The organism is Kribbella sp. NPDC051137 (genome assembly GCF_040682535.1).
Classification (GTDB): domain Bacteria; phylum Actinomycetota; class Actinomycetes; order Propionibacteriales; family Kribbellaceae; genus Kribbella; species Kribbella karoonensis.
Map to the genome: position 1 here is coordinate 883,432 of NZ_JBFBBI010000001.1, position 18,974 is coordinate 902,405.

Sequence of the window (18,974 nt, forward strand, 5' to 3'; positions counted from 1 at the left end):
GTGCGGTCAGTCGCGCCCGAGGATGCCCTGGTCGTACCCCTTGGCGACGGCCGCGGCCCGGTCGGTGACGCCGAGTTTGGTGAAGACGTGGCTGAGGTGGGTCTTCACGGTGGCCTCGCTGATGAACAGTTCGCGGGCGATGTCGCGGTTCGAGGTACCCTTCGCGACCAGCTCGAGGACCTGGCGTTCGCGGGCGGCGAGTGGGGCCGGGGCGGGAGAGCGGACCGCGGAGACGAGCCGGGACGCGACGGCGGGGGACAGGACGGTACGGCCGGCGGCGGCCTGGCGGACCGCGTTGAACAGCTCGTCCTGCGGGGCGTCCTTCAGCAGGTATCCGGTGGCGCCGGCCTCGATCGCGGGCAGCGTGTCGGTGTCGGTGTCCCAGGTGGTGAGGACCAGCACCTTCGAGCGGATGCCGCGGCGGGTCAGCTCGGTGATCGCGTCCAGCCCGCCGCCGCCCGGCATCCGCAGGTCCATCAGGATCACGTCGGGCTCGAGCTCGGCGGCGAGTTCGACCGCGCGGACGCCGTCGGGTGCCTCGGCGAGCACGGTGAAACCGTCGGCGGCCTCGAACATTCCGCGCAGGCCGTTGCGCACGACCGGGTGGTCGTCGACCAGGAGCAGGGTGATGTCAGGCATTGAGCACCAACGGTACGTGAGCCGAGATCGCCGTACCGAAACCCGGTTCGGCCTCGACGGTGAGCGAGCCGGCGATCCGTTCGGCGCGGGCGCGCATGCCGTCCAGCCCGAACCCGCCGGTACCGGACCGGGCCGGCAGTGCCAGCGGGTCGAAGCCCTTGCCGTCGTCGCGGATGTCCACCGTCACCTCGTCGTCCATGAAACTGAGCGTCACGCCGACGCGGGTCGCGGCGGCGTGCTTCGAGACGTTCGCGAGCGCCTCCTGCGTGATCCGCAGCAGGGTCGCGGAGAACTCGCCGTGCAGGTGCTGCGCCGTCCCGGTCAGCGTGAACTCGGCAGGTACGCCGGTCCGCTCCGACCACTGGTCGACGGTCTTGCGCATCGCCTCGGGCAGACCGTCGTACGAGAGGCCGGCCGGTGCGAGGTTCTGCACCGAGCGGCGGGCCTCACCGAGGCTGTGCCGGGCCAGCTCACTCGCCCGGCCCACGCGGTCCTGGACCACGTCCGGGTCGGAGGTGTTCGTGGCCGCCTGCAGTTGGGCGATGATGCCGGTCAGGCCCTGAGCGATCGTGTCGTGGATCTCCGCGGCCAGTCGGCGGCGCTCGTCCGCGATCCCCGCCTCGCGTGCCTGGACGAGGAGCTGGGCCTGCAGCGCGGCGTTCTCCTCGTGGGCCTGCTCGAGCTCGGCGATGGTGTCGGCCCGCGCCTGCGACCGGGCCTCCTGCTGTTCGGCGAAGTGCTTCACGACGGTCAGCAGTACGTTGTTCGCGACCACGAGCCCGGCGAACGCCAGCCACATCGAGCCGTGCGGCGGCCATTTGCCGGTCTGGGCGCCGGCGATCGGGATCGTGCAGGCGAAGAGCGCGAGGCGTTGCCGCTTCCGGCCGGGGATCATCTCGTCGGCGTCGTAGTACCCCGCCACGACGTAGAACGCGAAGAACCCGTTCAGCGCCGTGAGCGTGCAGGCGATCACCCAGCGGATCACGTAGAAGGTCACCGAGACCGCGTTCGGCCCGCGGTGGCCGCGGCCGCTCCACGTCCACCACACCTGCAGGACCAGCGCGACCCCGACCATCGCGAGCCCGAACTCCCGCTCGCGGGTGACCGGCGTCAGGCTTCCCGACGTCGCGAGCGCCAGGAGGGTGCCGAGGCCGAGCAGGAAGTACGGCGCCCAGCGCTGGAACGCCGCCTGGCGCCGGTCGAGCTCGCTGTCGGCCGTCGTCACCAGCCCAGTTTGCACGAACCTACTCCCAGCGGAACCATCGCGCCGCCGTCATCGACACCACGACCGTCCAGCCGGCCAGCACACCGAGGTGCGACCACGCCGGCCACTGCCCGGCCGCGGCCTGGTCGAGCGCCCGCGACGCGGCACCGAACGGCAGCAGGACGACGATCTGCCGCAACGTGTGCGGCATCGACTGGACCGGGAGCCACAGTCCGGCCGAGAACAGGCTCGGGAAGAACACCGCCATACCGAACGCAGTCGCGAGCCGTGCGGTCTTGGCCCGGGCCGACACGAGAGCGCCGAGTGCCAGCGCGGCGGCCGCCGTGAGCAGCAGGGCCAGCAGGTAGCCGGCGAGCTGGCGCGGTAGCTGGACGTGGAACGCGAGCCGACCGATCGTGAGGCAGATCAGCGCCGACAGCAGCCCGGTCGCGCCGTGCAGGCCCATCTGCGCGGACAGCAGCGCGGACGGGCGGACCGGGGTCACGGACATCCGGCGCAGGATCCCTCGCTCGCGGTAGCCGGTGATGATCGGCGGCATCGCCTGCAGGCCGACGACGATCTGCCCGACCATCACCAGCACCGGTACGTAGAGGTCGATCAGCCGGACGCCGAGCCCGTCGTCGACCCGCCGGAAGCTCGGGATCGACCCGAGGATCACCAGCAGCAACGGCGGGAACCCGAGCACCCAGAACAACGTGCCGAACTCGCGGAGGTACAGCCGCGCCTCGGCTCGCAGTACGGCGATCCGCGGCGAGGGACGCCGTACGGCGGAGGTGGTCGCGACGGTGGTCATCGGGCGGCTCCTGTCAGGTCGAGGAAGGCGTCGTCGAGGGTGGCGTCGGTGACGCGCAACTGGTGGGCGGTGATCCGCTTGCGGGCGAGCAGCGACAGCAGCGCGGTCACGGTCTCGTCGGATCCGCCGAGTGTGAGGCGACCGTCCTTGTCCTCGACCGACGCGAGCGCCGGCAGTGCGGCCAGCTCCTCGTCGTCGAGCGGACCGGACGGCGTGAACGAGATGACCGTGGCGCCGGCGGTCCGGCTGATCAGGCCCTGCGGGGTGTCGAGCGCGGTGATCCGGCCCTTGTCGATCAGCGCGATCCGGTCGCAGAGCCGCTGCGCCTCCTCCATGAAATGCGTGACCAGCAGCACCGTGACCCCGCGGGCGCGGATGTCCTCGACGACCTCCCAGGTGTCGCGCCGGGCGCGCGGGTCGAGGCCGGTGGTCAACTCGTCGAGTACGACGACCCGCGGGTTGCCGATCAGCGCGAGCGCGATGAACAGCCGCTGCTTCTGGCCTCCGCTGAGCACACCGAACCGCGAGTTCAACTGCGCGGTCAGCCCGAGCCGCTCCGCCAACGGCCGCCAGTCGGCCGGCTTCGGATACAGGGCGCCGTACAGCTCGAGGGCCTCGCGGACGGTGAGCTTCGCCTGCAGTTCGCTCTCCTGCAGCTGCGCCCCCAGCACCTGCGTGACGGCCGCATGATCCGCCACCGGATCGAGCCCGGCGATCCGGACCTGCCCGGCGTCCGGGATTCGCAGCCCCTCGACACACTCGACGGTGGTCGTCTTCCCGGCCCCGTTCGGCCCGAGAATCCCGAAGATCTCGCCTTCCTCGACACTGAACGAGACATCGTCGACCACCGTCCGCCCGCCGTACCCCTTCCGCAGGCCGGCCACCTCAACAATCGTCATACCCCGAGCCTCGCGGACGACGTACCGCACCCACATCGCCCAACAAGCTCGACCGGCAATCAACCGATCGGCTGACCCCGGGAGTACGACCTACGGCACAGGACGAGTAGTTGGAAAGAAGAGTAAAGAGGCTCTTCGCAGTTGAGGGTGTGCGACGGAAGGGCCCGGTCGGTGCCCAGGTGGCCACGTACTGGATTGTGGCTGGTTTCTGGCGCACTTTCTCACGACTCGGCGCAGGGGGTGTGAGCCGTTCGCCACGACTCGACGGCGGGGACAGTTGGGTGCCCTCGGGTGAGGGGTTGGGGCGGATGGCGGATTGCTTGTCCGCTGGCGCTCTGTAGTGGGCCGGCGATGACATAACCCGCCAGCGGGCGAACGCAGCGCCCCTGAAGGCTCAGACCCGTCTACACCCGCGATTGCGAACAGCCAGGATTTGGAGTGGTGGCTCGAACTGTTCAAGTTCGTCGGCCTGGAGTTTGATCAGGCAGACCTCCGGCTGAACGCCAAGGCCGGCCACCAGGTTAAAGTATGTTTTCTTTCCTTGTTCTTTTAGCTATTTCATTCCTGATAACCTTCTTTTCCCTCCTTCCGGTTTCTCCTCTTCTTCACTTCGCGTAGAGGGCCTCGACGTCGGCGGTGTGGTTCTTCATGACGATGTGGCGGCGGAGGGAGAGTTTGAGGGAGAGTTCGCCGGACTCCTGGGTCCAGTCGATCGGGAGGATGGAGAACTTCTTGATCGCCTCGGCGTGCGAGACGGAGGCGTTCGCGTCGTCGATCGCCTTCTGGACCTCGGCGATCAGGTCCGGGTCCGTGGTCAGCGACGCGACGTCGGTGGGCTTCCCGCGCTCGGTGGCCCACGGGACGATGGTCTCCGGGTCGATCGTGATCAGCGCCGCGATGAACGGCTTACCGTCGCCGACCACCATGCACTGGCTGACCAGCGGGTGCAGCCGGATCTGGTCCTCGAGCAGCGTCGGCGCGACGTTCTTGCCGCCGGCCGTCACCAGGATCTCCTTCTTCCGGCCGGTGATCCGGATGAACCCGTCGACGTCGAACTCGCCGAGGTCCCCGGTGTGGAACCAGCCGTCCTCGTCGATCGCGGCCGCGGTCGCGTCGTCGTTCTTCCAGTACCCCTGCATCACCTGGCCGCCCTTGAACAGCAGTTCGCCGTCGTCCGCGACCCCGACCGTGACACCCGGCAGCGGCCGGCCGACGGTCCCGATCCGGATGTCGTCCGGCAGGTTCACCGACACCGCGGCAGTGGTCTCGGTCAGCCCGTACCCCTCCAGCACCGGTACGCCGATGCCGCGGAAGAAGTGCCCGAGCCGGTCGCCGAGCGGGGCGCCGCCGGACACGGCGTACTGCACCTGGCCGCCGAGCACCGCGCGGAGCTTGCTGTAGACGAGCTTGTCGAACAGCACGTGCTTGGCCTTCAGCCCGAAGCCTGCGCCGCCCTTGTCCTGCGCCTGCGAGTACGCGATCGCGGTCTCGGCGGCGGCGTCGAAGATCTTGCCCTTGCCGTCCGCGTGCGCCTTCTGCGCGGCCGAGTTGAAGACCTTCTCGAACACCCGCGGCACGCTCAGGATGAACGTCGGCTTGAACGCGCCGAGGTCCTCCACGAGGTTCTTCACGTCGGCGCTGTGCCCGACCTTGACCCGCTTCATCACGCAGCCGACCTGGATGATCCGGGCGAACACGTGCGCCAGCGGCAGGAACAGCAGCGTGCTGGCCCCGGTGGTGTCGAAGAGGCCGTCGAGGATCTTCACCGCCGGGCCGAGCTCGTCGAGGAAGTTCGCGTGGCTGATCTTGCAGCCCTTCGGGCGTCCCGTCGTACCGGAGGTGTAGATCAGCGTGGCGAGGTCGGACGGTGTGACGGCGGTACGGCGCTTGTCGAACTCGGCGTCGGTGACGTCCTGGCCGAGCGCGGTCAGCTGGTCGACGGCACCGGCCTCGATCTGCCAGACCTCCTGCAACGCCGGCGCCTCGGCCCGCGCGGAGTCCACGACCGCACCGTGGGCCGCGTTCTCGACGATCGCGACGACCGCCTCCGAGTCGGTCAGGATCCACTGGATCTGCGAGGGGGAGGAGGTCTCGTAGATCGGCACCGTGACCGCGCCGATGCTCCAGATCGCGTAGTCGACCAGCGTCCACTCGTACCGCGTCGGGCTGAGCAGCGCGACCCGCTCGCCGGGCTTCACCCCGGCCGCGATCAGGCCCTTCGCCACACCGGTGACCTGCTGCGCGAACTCCGCGGCGGTGACGTCGGTCCAGGTCGCCCCGGTCCGCCGGCTGAACACGGCGGTGTCAGGATGAGAGGACGCGTTCGCCCACACGGGGTCGCTCAGGCTCCCGGTGGGCGGTTCTGTCACAGCAGGAACGGTGTACTCACGCATCCGCGTCTCCTCAGTCGGTCACGAATTGTCGACTTCCGGCGCACGCTACAGTCACCTACCCACTAGTAGCCACCTTTATGTGACCCACGGAACTAGGTTTCAGCCATGCCACAGCTCGACATCAGTTGCGACGACCTGGTCGTTGCTGATCCAGCCTACGTCGCCGAGCGGCTCGGTTCGGACACCCTCTGGCGCGAGTGGTGGCCAGACCTCACGATGACCCCGTCCGAACGCCGCGGCCCGGAGGGCGTGCGCTGGTCCGTCACGGGTGCCCTGACCGGTACGGCGGAGTGGTGGCTCGAGCCGGTCCGGGACGGCGTGGTCGTGCACTGGTACCTGCGGGTCGACCCGGCGAAACCGGTCCGCGGGCGGGCGGCCGAGCGGCTCAAGGAGCGGTACGTCGCGGCGTACCGGGAGCGGCTGTGGCGGTTCAAGGACGAGATCGAGGAGGGCCGCGCGGCGGGCGAACGCCGTACCGGATCCGATCCCGCGATAGTCTCCGGGGAGGACACGGATCCATCGGGGGGTCCGGCAGCCGTTCGCAGCATCCGTCCCAGCAAAGGTAAGAGGTGAATCGATGGCGGAACAGACCACCTCGACCATCCAGGTGAACGCGACCCCCAAGGAAATCATGGCGGTGATCGCGGACTTCGCGGCCTATCCGGAGTGGGCCGACTCGATGCGGGAGACCGAGGTGCTGTCCACCGACGAGGCGGGCCGGCCGAACAAGGTGCGGTTCAAGGTCGACGCGGGGGCGATCTCCGACGAGTACACGCTGGCCTACGTCTGGTCCCGCAACGAGGTGACCTGGACGCTGGTCGAGGCGAAGATGGTCAAGGGGATGGACGGTGCCTATGTCCTCAAGGATCTGGGCGCGGAGGGGACCGAGGTGACGTACCGGCTTGCTGTGGACGTGGCGATCCCGATGATCGGGATGCTCAAGCGCAAGGCCGAGAAGGTCATCATCGACACGGCTCTCAAGGGCCTGAAGAAGCGCGTCGAGTCGTAATCCAGTGACCCGGGTTCTGCTTTACACAGGTAAGGGCGGCGTAGGCAAGACGACCTCCGCGGCCGGTACGGCGACGCTCGCCGCGCTCCGCGGACTGCGCACGCTGGTGCTGTCCACGGACGCCGCGCACTCGCTGTCGGACGCGTTCGACTCCGAGGTCGGCCAGGAGCCGACCGAGATCGACGACCTGCTGTTCGTCCAGCAGATCGACGCGCAGCGCAAGTTCGAGCGGTCCTGGGGCGAGATCCAGAGCTACCTGCGGTCGGTGCTGCACATGGTCGGCGTCGACCCGATCGAGGCGGAGGAGCTGACCGTGCTGCCCGGCGCCGCGGAGGTGCTCGCGCTGCTCGAGGTGCGCGACCACGTCCGGTCCGGCCGCTGGGACGTGATCGTCGTCGACTGCGCGCCGACCGCGGAGACGCTGCGGCTGCTGGGGTTGCCCGAGGCACTCAACTGGTACCTGGACCGCATCTTCAACGCCGAGCGCAAGATGATGCGCACGTTCCGGCCCTTCATCAACCGTGGGACCAGTCTGAGCCGCGGGTCCAGCCTGCCGGTGCCGGACGACAACGTGTTCGACGCGTTGCGCAAGCTGCAGGGCGACCTGGCCGACATCCGCACGCTGCTGGCCGGCCCTGACGCGTCGGTGCGGCTGGTGCTGACGCCGGAGGCGGTCGTGGTCGCGGAGGCGCGCCGGTCGCTGACCAGGCTGTCGCTGTACGGGTACCGCGTGGACGGCGTGGTCGCGAACCGGGTGTTCCCGGCCGCCGGCGCGGACACCTGGCGCCGGCAGTGGGTCGCCGCCCAGCGGGGCATCCTCGAGGAGGTCGCGGACTCGTTCCGGCCGCTGCCGATCTGGGAGTCGCCGTACCGCGTCTGCGAACCGGTCGGCGTCGAGGAACTGGCGGCGTTCGCGGTCGAGATGTACGGCGGGGACGACCCGTTCTCGCGGGCCACCGACGACACGTCGTTGTGGGTGGACCGGCACATCGACACCGACGGGCGGACGTACACACTGACGATGCCGTTGCCGCTGGCATCCGCCGACGAGCTGGAGCTGGCGCGGCACGGGGACGAGCTGATCATCACCGTCGGGTCGTACCGTCGGGTCCTGCCGCTGCCGGCCGCGCTGGCCCGGGGCGTGGTCGCGGGTGCGCGGCTGGACGAGGGACGCCTTCAGGTGCGGTTCGCACCGAAGGAGTCCGCGCGGCCTGCCGTCCCCGAGGTCCCGAGCGGGACCGGGCCGTTGGAGTCCGCGCAGGAGCTCGCACAGGGGCTGGCGGCGGAGTACCACGAGCAGCTCGCGCGACGGGAAGCGGCGATCGGGGAGGGCCGGTGAAGGAGCCGGTCGGCTCGGTCGCGGAAGAAGCCGCGAAACTGTTCGCCGTACTGCAGAACGCCGCCGCGCAGACCCCCGCCGCAGAGACACCGGCCGCGGAGACCCCGGCCGCGGAGACACCCGCCGCGGAGCCGGACGCCGACGAGCGGGCGGAGCAGCACGAGCAGGACCACGAGCACAAGCTCGGCCCGGACTGTGTCTGGTGCCCGGTGTGTCAGCTGATCCATCGGGTGCGGAACACCAGCCCCGAGACGATCGAGCAGCTGTCCACCGCGGCCGCGCACGTCCTGGGCTCGCTGAGGTCGCTGCTGGAGGCCGCCGCGGACGCGGCCCGGCAGGCGCGGGAGGACGCAGCGTCGCGGACCGCGCAGCAGGAGGAGCCGGCCCAGGATCAAGAATCGGCCCGGTCCCGGGTGGACCGGATCGACGTGAGTGAGGACCCCGAACCATGGGACTGACGATCGGCATCGACATCGGCGGTACGAAGATCGCGGCCGGCGTGGTGGACGAGCAGGGCGCGATCATCGCCCGCACGCACCGCGACACCCCGGCCGACGACACCGACGCGATCGCGGCGGTGATCTGCGACGCGGCCGCCGAACTGATCGCCGCACACGACGTCGAGGCGGTCGGGATCGGCGCCGCCGGGTTCGTGTCGTCGGACCGTTCGACCGTGCTGTTCGCGCCGAACCTGGCCTGGCGGGACGAGCCGCTCGGTGCCCGGGTCGCCAAGGAGCTGAAGGTCCCGGTCGTGGTCGAGAACGACGCGAACGCGGCGGCCTGGGGCGAGTTCGCGTTCGGCGCCGCGAAGGACGCCGAGCACATGATCTGCATCACGGTCGGTACCGGGATCGGCGGCGGCGTGGTGATCGACGGCCAGCTGCTGCGCGGCGCCCACGGGGTCGCGGCCGAGCTCGGCCACATGCGCGTCGTACCCGGCGGGCACCGGTGCGGTTGCGGCGCCCGTGGCTGCCTGGAGCAGTACGCGTCCGGTACGGCGCTGGTCCGCGAGGGCCGGGCCCGCGCGGAGTCGGGCTCGCTCGCGGCGGCGCAGATGCTGAGCGTGTGCGGCATCACCGACCCGGCGAAGCTGACCGGGCCGATGATCACCGAGGCCGCGATGGCGGGCGACCCGTGCGCGGTCGAGCTGCTCGAGGACCTCGGCCGCTGGCTCGGCGAGGGACTGGCCAGTCTGGCGACGATGTTCGACCCGAGCCAGATCGTGATCGGCGGCGGCGTCAGCGCGGCGAAGGAGCTGCTGATGAAGTCCGCGCAGCAGGCGTTCGAGAAGAACCTGCCGGCCAGGTCGAACCGGCCGCACGCGGCCTTCGGGCTCGCCGAACTGGGCAACGACGCCGGTCTGATCGGCGCCGCCGACCTGGCTCGGCAACCCGTTCCCACCCTATGACGGATACTGGAGACAGTCCGGCGGGGGTCGCGAGGAAGGTCGAACCTTGGCTCTGACACAAGCTCTGACGATCGGCATCGACATCGGCGGCACCAAGGTCGCGGCCGGAGTGGTCGACCCGGAGGGCAACATCCTCGCCCGGTTGCGCCGGGACACGCCGACCACGGATCCGAAGGAGACCGAGGACGCGATCGCGGACATCGTCCACGACCTGGAGTCCCGGCACGACGTGATCGCCGTCGGCATCGGCGCCGCCGGGTTCGTCGACGGCACCCGGTCGTCGGTGCTGTTCGCGCCGCACCTGGCCTGGCGGCACGAGCCGCTGCAGGACGCGGTCGAGCGCCGGCTCGGGTTGCCGGTCGTGGTCGAGAACGACGCGAACGCGGCCGCCTGGTCCGAATGGCGGTTCGGCGGCGGGCAGGGCGAGAGCCACCTGGTCTGCGTCACGCTCGGCACCGGGATCGGCGGGGCGATCCTGAACGACGGCGCCCTGCAGCGTGGGAAGTTCGGCATCGCGGGCGAGTTCGGGCACATGCAGGTGGTGCCCGGCGGTCACCGCTGCGAGTGCGGGAACCGCGGCTGCTGGGAGCAGTACGCCTCCGGCAACGCGCTCACCCGGGAGGCGCGGGAGCTGGCGCTGTCCGGTTCGCCGGTCGCACACAACCTGCTCCGGGCGGCCGGCGGCGACCCGCGGAAGATCAACGGCCCGATGGTCACCGAGCTGGCCAAGGACGGCGACCCGGTCGCGGTCGAGCTGCTCGAGGACGTCGGCCGCTGGCTCGGCATCGGCCTCGCGAACCTCGCCGCCGCGCTGGACCCCGGGACGTTCGTGATCGGCGGCGGCGTGTCCGATGCGGGCGAGTTGCTGCTGGCGCCGGCCAGGGAGGCGTTCAAGCGGACGCTGACCGGCCGCGGGTTCCGGCCCGAGGCGCGGATCGTGCGCGCGGTGCTCGGCCCGGAGGCCGGCATGGTCGGCGCGGCCGACCTGGCCCGCGAGGAGGCGACCTGGCTGCGGCGGGTCCGGGTGAAGACCACGGCCGTGACGGCCAAGACGGCCGCGGCGCGTTCGACCCGCTTGGAGCGGGCCGCCCGGAAGTCCGCGGCCCGGCGTACCGGAATGCGCACCGACGCCGACCTGCACCACGCCGATCTCAAGGCCGACGTGAACGGCGACCCTGACGCGTGACCCTGCGGGTGCTGTCGTACAACGTGCACCGGTGGGGCGACGACCGTACGGCGCTCGCGCGGGTGGTGCGTGCGTGCGCACCGGACGTGATGCTGGTCCAGGAGGCGCCGACCTGGTTCGGCACCCGTCGTAAACGCCGGGCGATGGCCGCCACCTTCGGCCTGCGGTACGTCGCGGCGTCCGCCCGGAACGCGATCCTGGTTGCCGACGGCATCCACCTCGGCGGGATCCGCGGCCGCCGGATCTGGCGCCCGTTCGTCCGCCGCCGGCTGAACTTCGTCGCCACCCAGCTCCCCGGCGGCGCGGTCGGCGGCGTACTGCAGGCCGGCCCCACACGCCTCGCGGTGGTCGTCTGCCACCTCGGCCTGCACCCCCGCGGCCGCCAACACGAACTGGCTCAGGTCCTGCGGCTGTGCCGTTCCTTCGGCACGCCGTACCTGCTGGCCGGCGACCTGAACGAAGAACCCGACGGCCCGATCTGGAACCGCCTCACGGCCGAAGGCCTCACCGACCTCGGCGACGCCTTCACCTTCAGCTCCAGCAACCCCCACAAACGCATCGACACCGCCCAGCTCGAACCTCCGCTGACCGGTCACCTCCTCCCCGTCCCCGCCACCCACGAGGACCTAGCCGCCGCCTCCGACCACCTCCCACTCCTGATCCAGGTCACCGGCTGACTCGCGCGGTTCCGGCAAGCTGTCGCCGGCCGCGATCACGCTGGTGGCGAGCGGAGTTCGTTGGTACAGCACACGCCGGCCGGCCCGCCAGGAAGTGACGAGGCCCGAGCGGCGCAGGACCGCGAGATGGGCGCTGACGGCCGGCATGCTCTGCTGGAGATCGGCCGCCAGGTCCGACGTCGAGCGGGGCAGCCCGAGGCTGAGCAGGATCGCCGCCCGGCTCCGGCCGAGCAGCGCGCCGAGGGATTCGGCACCCGTGCGCGACACCTCGGCGGCCGGCCACAGGTTGCCGATCCCTCGCGGGCCGAAGGTGATGCTCGGGGTGTTGGTGCTGCCGAGGTCTGCCATCACGTGCGGCCAGGCGAAGACGCACGGGACCAGCAACAGCCCGGCGCCCCGGAGCTGATGGTCGGGGCCTTCGGGCTGGGTGCTGCGAACGTGGATCGCGTGCTCGGCCAGTTCGAGCTCGGGATGCAGGTCGGCCAGCAGCGCCTCGATACCACCCCGGGCCAGCCGCGAGGCGCGGTAGGCGACGTCGGCGTCGAGCACGGCCCGGATCTGCGGCCAGTACGGGCGAACGGCGACCTGCCAGTACTGGTCGAGTACTTCCGCGATCCGCCGGGCGCCGCCATGCTGCAGAACCCGCTCCGTGGCAGCCGGCAGTTCGCCGCGCCAGACGACCTCGAGATCTTCGCGCAGCCGGTCGGCGGGACAGGCCGCCACCATCGCGAGCTGCTCGTCGATCGACGTCGACGGCTCCCGCGCCCCGGCGAGCAGGAAGCTGGCGACGTGCGGCCTCGGCGCGGGCACGATCGCCCGGAGTACGTCGAAGTCGACCCGGTGCAAGTCCTCGCGGATCCGTTCGTACCACGCCCGGTGCAGGCGGGGGATCCGGCCCGAATGCAGCACGTACAGGCTTTCCGCGACCTCGGCGAGTGGTGAGTACGCGAACCGCAGCCGCTCCAGGTCGCCTGGGCTCAGGCGCAGCCGGATCACGGCGCCACCTCGTCGACGTACCGCGACTGCGCCCGGCCCTCTCCCGTCCGCGCGTCGTTCACAGCATCACAGTGCCGAACGGCGGCCGGGCCGGCAACGATTCGGCTCTGCTCGAATCGTCGCGGTCAGCGCGGACCGACCGGTTCGGCGGCGTACGCGACGGTTGACGCGCCGTGCCGCGCGGTCCCGGCGATGGTGCCCTGATCGTTGATGTCGTCGGCGTCGAGCAATGTGAGCGGCGTGCCGGCCTGTGGCCTGAGGGCGGTCATGTGGCCGTCCTCGATCAGCACCGCGCGGCAGTTCGCGAGATGCGCCTGGCACGATTCGCCGACGATCTGCCCGTGGTCGTTGAGCCCGAGGCCCTCGCTGAGTACGTCGCCCGGCAGCGTCCCGAGAGTGCGGATCCCGCTCCGCGGCGACCAGGCAAAGGCGTTCGGGTAGAAGCTGGCCGGTGTCGCGCCGCCCGGCACGTTGGCGAATCCCGTGATCAGGCCACGCTCGTTGATCGCGACCGGGGTGTTCCACTGCACACCGCCGATCCGTCCCAGGTCGTGCGGCGTACCGTCCGCGTCCCACCGGACCGCGTGCGCCGCGCTCACCCCGCCGACGGCGAACCCGCAGGCACCGGAGATCCCGACCGCGTCCCCACGGTCGTTGATCGCGGTGGCCGCACTGGTCGAGTCGCCGGGCAGCGGTGGGAGCTCGTGAGCCCGATGTGTCCGTGCGTCCCAGCGGACGGCGCGGAACTGCCGGATCTGCGTGCCGCTGCAGGTCGGATCGAGCCGGCCGTTCTCGGCCCAGCCGACGATGTCGCCGCGCCGGTTCGAGCCGGCCGCGAACCCGTTGTGCCCGCCGAGCGTCGGCAGCGGCCGCATCCGGCCGTCCTGCCACACGAACCCGACGCAGTCATGGTGCGATGCGGCAGCGGCGAAGAACACACTGCAGCTCCAGTCCTCGCCGTCCGGGTTGACCGCCGCCGTCTCGGCGACGCCCACCACGAACCGGTTGCTGTGGCTCGAGAACACGGCCGCGCTGTTGTCCCCGCCGAGGGTTCCGAGATCAGTCACGCGGCCGGACCGCCAGAGCGCCGCGTGCGTGATCCGGTCACCGGCCAGAGTGGACGAACCCGTGATCCAGCCGCGGTCGTTGACTCCGGTCGCGGTGCTGATCGAGCCGCCGAGCGACGGAAGCTCGGTGATCCGGTACGCCGGGGCGCCGGTGCCGTCCGCGACCGCGGGACCGGACCAGGCGCTCAGCAGCACGACGGGAAGTGCCACGGCCGCGAGAACGGCTGGTACGGATCGATGGGTCATGAGTCCTCCTGAAGGCCGAAGCTGACGGCTCGACCTTCGGTCCGCTCTGATCCACCCGCAACGATTAAACCCAGCGCGAATCCTCGGCGCGGAACTAGCTCTTGCGGCGGTTGAGGAAGGCGAGCATGGCTTCTTGGGCGGCGGGGGAGGCGAAGAGGGAGGCGGAGAGCTCGGCGAGGTCCTTGCCGCGGGCGTCGATGTCGGCCAGGAGGGTGCGGTTGAGGAGCTTCTTGGTCTCGCGGAGTCCTTGCGGGGCCCCCTTGAGGAGGGACGTCAGGACCGTGGTGAGCGCGTCGTCCAGGTCGGCGTCGGGCACGGTGAGGGTGAGGAGCCCGAGGCGGGCGGCTTCCAGGGCGTCGAAGCCGTTGCCGGTGAGGAAGGTGTAGGCCGCGGCCCGGTCGGTGAGGCGGGGGAGGACCGTGAGCGAGATCGTCGCCGCCGCCAGCCCCAGCCGTACTTCGGTCAGCGCGAACGTCGCGCTCTCCCCGGCGACGCTGAGGTCGGCCGCCGCCACGATGCCGATGCCGCCCGCGCGCACCGGCCCGGCGACCCGCGCCACCACCGGCTTCGGGTTCGCGACGATCGCGCGCTGGACGTCGACCATCCGCTGCGCGCCGACGCCCATCCCGACCGTCGTCGCCTCGGACAGGTCGGCCCCGGAGCAGAACACGTCCAGCGCCGACCGGATCACGATCACCCGTACGGCGTCGTCCGCGCCCGCCGTCTCCAGGTGCGCGAGCAGCTCACCGGTCAACTGCTGCGACAACGCGTTCTTGTTGTGCGGCGAGTTCAACGTGATCGTCGCCACCCCGTCGGACACCGCCAGCTGCACGAGTTCGGTCATGAGCCCATCCAACACCGTCCCGTGCCCTAGCCCCTTGCGCCACTACGCTCGGCCGGTGATCGATATCGACCTCAGGAATTCGCCGGCGATTCACACGGTGACTTTCGACCAGGCTGCCAGCGGCCAGCAGGTGATCGCCGCGGTGCGGACCGTGACCGAACGTGGCGGCGATCAGTTTTTCGAGAACGAGGTGTACCGGGACGGCTGGCGCCACGTCGTCGGGCGTGCCTCCGAGGACCCGGAGCGCTCGCTGGTCGTCGCCGCTCACGAGAACACGCCGTACCTCGACCCGCACATGCGGTACTCGCGGGTGAAGCTCGCCTATCAGCCACTCCCGACAGCGGCTCCCGGAAACGAGCACTCCGCCCCGGACCCGAACACCCCCGACGTCCGCGACATCGTCGCCTCGATGCAGCAGTTCGGCGACGAGTTGCGGCAGCAGGTCGCCGACCTGGACCCCATGGAGGAGATGCGGAGCCGCGACGGATCGGTACACCAGATACCGAGGCAGGTCCCTGACTTTGCGGTGCAGGAGATGGTCGAGTTCGCCGGGCCGATCACCGGCCAGGACCTGATCTCGGCGGTGGAGATGTCGTGCGGCAAGGACACCGGCACGGGGTACTTCGAGTCAGCGCCGGACAGCAACGCGCGAAGGGTCGTCGGGCAGACCTCCATCTACACCGCCAAGATGGTCGGCGTCGCTCCGGGAAGCACCATGGAGGACTCGGGGCCCAGCCCGGACGGCTTGTGGATCGATCCGAAGAAGACTTACCTGTCGGCGACCGTCGCCAGGGTCGCACTGCCGACGACTGCGCTGGTGCGCGACCCGGACTTCAACGATCACGAGATGAGGGTGCAGACGGTCAAGAACTTCGCCGAGGCTCTGCGCCAGAACGTACGGCAGTTGCGAGCCGCCAACGTTGCAGGCTTGAACAGAGGCCAGGGGACACGCGGTGTGACCGCTCCGGTGGCCACCACCGGAGAGGCCGGCCGCAGATCAGGCCTGTCCACAACGCGGCCGGACCGCGGACTGCCCCGCGGCTGAGTCAGGGACCCGCCGGGCCGGCCTTGGGGTTCAGCGGGTCGGCGTGCCGGTGCGTGATCTTCCACTCGTCGCCTTCGGTCCGGAAGATCATCGTCGCCCGCAGGACGTGCGGGACCGGCCCGGGCTGGGTGACGTGGTGGACAGTGCAGCGCTCGATCGCGACCGTGTACGCCGTGTCCGCGCCCACGTGCAGGTCCAGGTACTCGAACTCGACCGGGTTCCCGGTGTCGTGGAACTGCGACGCCGCCCACTCGTAGCGTGGCCCGATCTCGGACCAGCCGACCTCGTGCCCGCCGAACCCGCCGAAGATCGAGGTGTGCTCGCTGCGCGACACCAACGGCAACCACAGCGACGGGTCGCCGTTCACGAACGCGGTGTTCGCCTCCTCGAAGCGGCGCAGGAACGTTGCGAAGTCCTCTGTCATCCTCCCAGCCATGCCACCAGCCTGTACGCCGCCGGGGTCACTTCCCGTCGGCGTAGCTGGGAGACAGCTCACGTGCCAGGTGCTCGATGAACAGCCCGACGTCGGTGACGATCCCGCGGGCCTGCGACGAGCCGCGGTCGGCGAGCTTCGTCACGGTCGCCGGGTTGATGTCCACACAGGTCAGCGGGATCGACGCCGGAAGAATGTTGCCGGTAGCAACCGAGTGCAGCATGGTCGCGGCCATCAGGCAGTACCCGACGCCGTCCAGTTCGGCCCGCATCGCCCGCTGGCCCTCGAGGACGTCGGTGTACACGTCCGGCAGCGGACCGTCGTCGCGCACCGACCCGACCAGCACGAACGACTTGCCCTGCCGCACCAGCGCGTGCATCACGCCCGACGTCAGCACGCCCTGCTCGACGGCCGCCGCGATCGACCCGGCCTTGCGGATCGTGTTGATCGCGCGGATGTGGTGCTCGTGCCCGTGCTCGACGCCGCGCCCGCGGGCCAGGTCGACGCCCAGCGACGTCCCGTACAGCGACGACTCGATGTCGTGCGTCGCGAGTGCGTTGCCGGCGAACAGTACGTCGACGTACCCGGCCTCGACGATCGCGACCATCGCCGGGGCCGCGCCGGTGTGCACGATGCCGGGACCGCCGACCCACAGCACCTTCTGGCCGTTCGCCTTCGCCTCGCGCATACCGTCCGCGACCTGCTTGACCAGCACCCGCTGCGGCTTCTCCGAGGACACGTCGGACTCCATGAACCCGAAGCCCTCGTCGGTGTTCACGACGATCGGGGGCGTGACCCGGACGCCCTGCGCGCTGGTGATGATCTTCATCCCGGCGCGCACGTCCGACATCGGGATGGTCCGCACGGTGTCGCCGTCGACGAGCAGTCCGCAGTCCATCTCCGGGTTCAGGACGTCGACCCAGCGACCGCCGAGCCGGACCCGGGTCGGCAGGTTCGTGGTCGAGTAGAAGCCGTCCGGGAAGACACCGTCCTGGGTCACCTCGGTGATCTCCGGCGTCCCGGGGTCGACCAGGTTCGCGCCCTTGGTCTGGATCCGCATCAGCAGCCGCTGCAGCGACTCCTCGTCCTCCGCGCCGACGGTCATCCGGACCGTCGACGGGTCGTCCTTGTCGTACCCGAGGTCGAACTTGTCCAGCGTGTACTCGCCGCCGTACCCGCGGATGTCGTCGAGGACGCGCGACAGCAACCCGGAGTCCATCAGGTGGCCGGTGATCTCGACGGTCTCGGTGACCTGTGGCACGGCACGCCTCCCAAAGCATTCTCGTCAGATTGTCCGACGATCTGCATGCTAGCTCAGACGACCGCCCCGTCGTCGCCGCCGTCGCCGGGGGGCAGCCGGTCCTTCATCCGGAGCACCAGCGTGAGGAAGCCGCCGATGAACCCGGCGACCGCGAGCGTGGTGAGCCGGCCGGTGCCGAAGTCGAAGACCGCGGCCGCGATCAGCAGCAACGGGCCGCCGAGCAGGCCGAGCCAGGCGAGCCGGCTGACCCAGTCCAGCCGCGGGCCGCGCGGCGGCTCCGGCGGCACGAAGTGGTCGTGGACGTCGTCCGCGCGCTTCGCCGGCTTCGCTTCCTCCTCCGGCGCCTCCTCCTGGATGGTGAGGCCGGTCGGTACGTCGATCAGCGGCTCGTACTTCTCCTCGACGTCCTCGCTGACCGGCCACCGCGGCACCGGGTCCTCGCCGCCGTCGTGCCCGGGCGCGGACGGCTTGTTGAACTGCTCGACGAGCGACCTCCACTCGGCGTCCTCGGTACTGCGGTCGATCACCGGCCGGGCCCGGTCCACCGCCGCGGCGTCGACGAAGATCTCGTCGTTCCCGGCCTCGCTCCGGGTCTCGCAGTACGCCGCGATCCCGGCCGCCCGGAGCGCGTCCAGGACCGGCTCGGCGACCAGCGGGTCGATGCCGCCGAGTGACGTGTACGACGTCGCGGTCAGGCCGTTGTCACGCATCGTGCCGGCCGCTCAAGCGGCTGATGAAGGCCGCCGAGTCCGCGAAGATCCGCGGTGCGTCATTGTCCAGTGTTGCCACGTGATAGCTGTCCTCGAGCAGGGTCTCGGTCACGTCGCGGGACGAGATCGAGGACAGGATCGTCCGCCCCGAGCTCGGTTCCACCACATGATCGACAGTACTGCGGAACAACAGCACCGGCTGCGTGATCTTCGCCAGATCCGCGCGGGTGACCTTCCACAGCTGCGACAGCGAGAGCAGCGCGCGCAGCGGCATCCGGTCGTACGCGCCCTCGTCGACGCCGGACATCTTGATGTCGTTCGAGATGCCGGGGAACGACGGCAGTACCCGAGCCAGCACCGGGAGCAGCGCCAGCCGCTTGTCGTCGGTCTGCACCGAGGGGTTGACCAGGACCACGCCGGAAATGTCCGTACCGTGTTCCTCGGCCAGCCGCAGAGTGAGACAGCCGCCCATCGACAGGCCGATCACGAACACCTGGTCGTGCTCCTTGCGGAGCCGCTCCAGCTCGTTGTCCAGAACGGCGTACCACTCCTGCCAGGTGGTCCGGTTCATCTCCTGCCAGCTGGTCCCGTGACCGGGCAGCCGCGGCACCGCCACGCCGTACCCGGCGGCGGCCAGGTGCTCGCCGAACGGGCGCATCGAGCGCGGCGAGCCGGTGAACCCGTGACTCAGCAGCACGCCGACGGCGGCGTTCTCCCCGGTCCCGGCACTGCGAAACTCCTCCGCGTGGGCTTGCACTGGCACGCTCGACTCCTCGCCGCTCACGTCCTCACCGTCGCGCCGTC

20 protein-coding genes are annotated in these 18,974 nt (G+C 70.4%); 8 read left to right on the plus strand and 12 right to left on the minus strand.

Annotated features, from left to right (window positions below; genetic code table 11):
* Window positions 1–6 precede the first annotated feature (6 nt).
* The 5 genes from AB0M51_RS04190 to AB0M51_RS04210 all read right to left on the minus strand — a co-directional run bounded on the left by AB0M51_RS04190 (window position 7) and on the right by AB0M51_RS04210 (window position 5,949).
* Entirely contained in the window at window positions 7–639 is a 633-nt protein-coding gene (locus tag AB0M51_RS04190) for a response regulator transcription factor (RefSeq protein WP_344201245.1), read from the minus strand.
* A complete protein-coding gene (locus tag AB0M51_RS04195; RefSeq protein ID WP_344201243.1) occupies window positions 632–1,864 on the minus strand; it encodes a sensor histidine kinase in 1,233 nt (410 codons plus the stop codon). Before AB0M51_RS04195 ends, AB0M51_RS04190 begins: the two co-directional genes overlap by 8 nt.
* Before the next feature lie 19 nt (window positions 1,865–1,883).
* Window positions 1,884–2,657, minus strand: a complete 774-nt coding sequence (locus AB0M51_RS04200; RefSeq protein ID WP_344201240.1) for an ABC transporter permease — start codon at window positions 2,655–2,657, stop codon at window positions 1,884–1,886.
* The gene (locus tag AB0M51_RS04205) at window positions 2,654–3,556 is read right to left on the minus strand and encodes an ABC transporter ATP-binding protein (RefSeq protein ID WP_344201238.1); all 903 of its coding nucleotides are present in this window, start codon (window positions 3,554–3,556) and stop codon (window positions 2,654–2,656) included. The genes AB0M51_RS04200 and AB0M51_RS04205 overlap by 4 nt, the downstream gene beginning before the upstream one ends.
* Before the next feature lie 605 nt (window positions 3,557–4,161).
* Entirely contained in the window at window positions 4,162–5,949 is a 1,788-nt protein-coding gene (locus AB0M51_RS04210) for an AMP-dependent synthetase/ligase (RefSeq protein WP_344201229.1), read from the minus strand.
* Window positions 5,950–6,054: 105 nt separating this feature from the next.
* Between AB0M51_RS04210 and AB0M51_RS04215 the strand changes: the two genes are divergently transcribed.
* From AB0M51_RS04215 to AB0M51_RS04245, 7 genes are read left to right on the plus strand one after another with little or no spacing between them, the layout of a single operon-like run.
* Window positions 6,055–6,522: a polyketide cyclase / dehydrase and lipid transport gene (locus AB0M51_RS04215; RefSeq protein ID WP_344201226.1), complete on the plus strand. Its 468-nt coding sequence runs from the start codon at window positions 6,055–6,057 to the stop codon at window positions 6,520–6,522.
* Window positions 6,523–6,526: 4 nt separating this feature from the next.
* Entirely contained in the window at window positions 6,527–6,958 is a 432-nt protein-coding gene (locus tag AB0M51_RS04220; RefSeq protein ID WP_131342091.1) for an SRPBCC family protein, read from the plus strand.
* A 4-nt stretch (window positions 6,959–6,962) separates the two neighbouring features.
* Entirely contained in the window at window positions 6,963–8,297 is a 1,335-nt protein-coding gene (locus AB0M51_RS04225) for an ArsA family ATPase (RefSeq protein WP_344201219.1), read from the plus strand.
* On the plus strand, window positions 8,294–8,755 hold the full coding sequence (locus AB0M51_RS04230; protein WP_344201216.1) for a hypothetical protein: 462 nt from the start codon (window positions 8,294–8,296) through the stop codon (window positions 8,753–8,755). Before AB0M51_RS04225 ends, AB0M51_RS04230 begins: the two co-directional genes overlap by 4 nt.
* Window positions 8,746–9,705 carry an ROK family glucokinase gene (locus tag AB0M51_RS04235; RefSeq protein ID WP_344201214.1) on the plus strand — a complete coding sequence of 320 codons (960 nt, stop codon included), beginning with the start codon at window positions 8,746–8,748 and terminating at the stop codon, window positions 9,703–9,705. Before AB0M51_RS04230 ends, AB0M51_RS04235 begins: the two co-directional genes overlap by 10 nt.
* Before the next feature lie 46 nt (window positions 9,706–9,751).
* Window positions 9,752–10,891, plus strand: coding sequence for an ROK family glucokinase (locus tag AB0M51_RS04240; protein ID WP_344201211.1), 1,140 nt, complete (start codon window positions 9,752–9,754; stop codon window positions 10,889–10,891).
* Window positions 10,888–11,568 carry an endonuclease/exonuclease/phosphatase family protein gene (locus AB0M51_RS04245; protein WP_344201208.1) on the plus strand — a complete coding sequence of 227 codons (681 nt, stop codon included), beginning with the start codon at window positions 10,888–10,890 and terminating at the stop codon, window positions 11,566–11,568. The genes AB0M51_RS04240 and AB0M51_RS04245 overlap by 4 nt, the downstream gene beginning before the upstream one ends.
* On the opposite strand, the gene AB0M51_RS04250 is transcribed toward AB0M51_RS04245, so the two are convergent.
* The 3 genes from AB0M51_RS04250 to AB0M51_RS04260 form a co-directional block, all read right to left on the minus strand.
* Entirely contained in the window at window positions 11,518–12,564 is a 1,047-nt protein-coding gene (locus AB0M51_RS04250; protein WP_344201206.1) for a DUF5937 family protein, read from the minus strand. The two genes, AB0M51_RS04245 and AB0M51_RS04250, sit on opposite strands and share 51 nt — an antisense overlap.
* Before the next feature lie 125 nt (window positions 12,565–12,689).
* A complete protein-coding gene (locus tag AB0M51_RS04255) occupies window positions 12,690–13,877 on the minus strand; it encodes a hypothetical protein (RefSeq protein ID WP_344201204.1) in 1,188 nt (395 codons plus the stop codon).
* A gap of 94 nt (window positions 13,878–13,971) precedes the next feature.
* The gene (locus AB0M51_RS04260; protein WP_344201201.1) at window positions 13,972–14,721 is read right to left on the minus strand and encodes an enoyl-CoA hydratase-related protein; all 750 of its coding nucleotides are present in this window, start codon (window positions 14,719–14,721) and stop codon (window positions 13,972–13,974) included.
* Here AB0M51_RS04260 and AB0M51_RS04265 point away from each other — a divergent pair.
* Complete coding sequence (locus tag AB0M51_RS04265; RefSeq protein WP_344201198.1) at window positions 14,672–15,766, plus strand: hypothetical protein; 1,095 nt, start codon at window positions 14,672–14,674, stop codon at window positions 15,764–15,766. The two genes, AB0M51_RS04260 and AB0M51_RS04265, sit on opposite strands and share 50 nt — an antisense overlap.
* A gap of 1 nt (window position 15,767) precedes the next feature.
* Here AB0M51_RS04265 and AB0M51_RS04270 read toward each other — a convergent pair whose 3' ends face one another.
* From AB0M51_RS04270 to AB0M51_RS04285, 4 genes are read right to left on the minus strand one after another with little or no spacing between them, the layout of a single operon-like run.
* A complete protein-coding gene (locus AB0M51_RS04270; protein ID WP_344201195.1) occupies window positions 15,768–16,190 on the minus strand; it encodes a nuclear transport factor 2 family protein in 423 nt (140 codons plus the stop codon).
* A 37-nt stretch (window positions 16,191–16,227) separates the two neighbouring features.
* Window positions 16,228–17,460, minus strand: a complete 1,233-nt coding sequence (locus tag AB0M51_RS04275; RefSeq protein WP_344201193.1) for a TIGR00300 family protein — start codon at window positions 17,458–17,460, stop codon at window positions 16,228–16,230.
* 53 nt (window positions 17,461–17,513) lie between these two features.
* Window positions 17,514–18,170 (minus strand): hypothetical protein, encoded by a 657-nt coding sequence (locus tag AB0M51_RS04280; RefSeq protein WP_344201191.1) that lies wholly within the window; start codon window positions 18,168–18,170, stop codon window positions 17,514–17,516.
* Window positions 18,163–18,933: an alpha/beta fold hydrolase gene (locus AB0M51_RS04285; RefSeq protein ID WP_344201188.1), complete on the minus strand. Its 771-nt coding sequence runs from the start codon at window positions 18,931–18,933 to the stop codon at window positions 18,163–18,165. The genes AB0M51_RS04280 and AB0M51_RS04285 overlap by 8 nt, the downstream gene beginning before the upstream one ends.
* Window positions 18,934–18,974 lie beyond the last annotated feature (41 nt).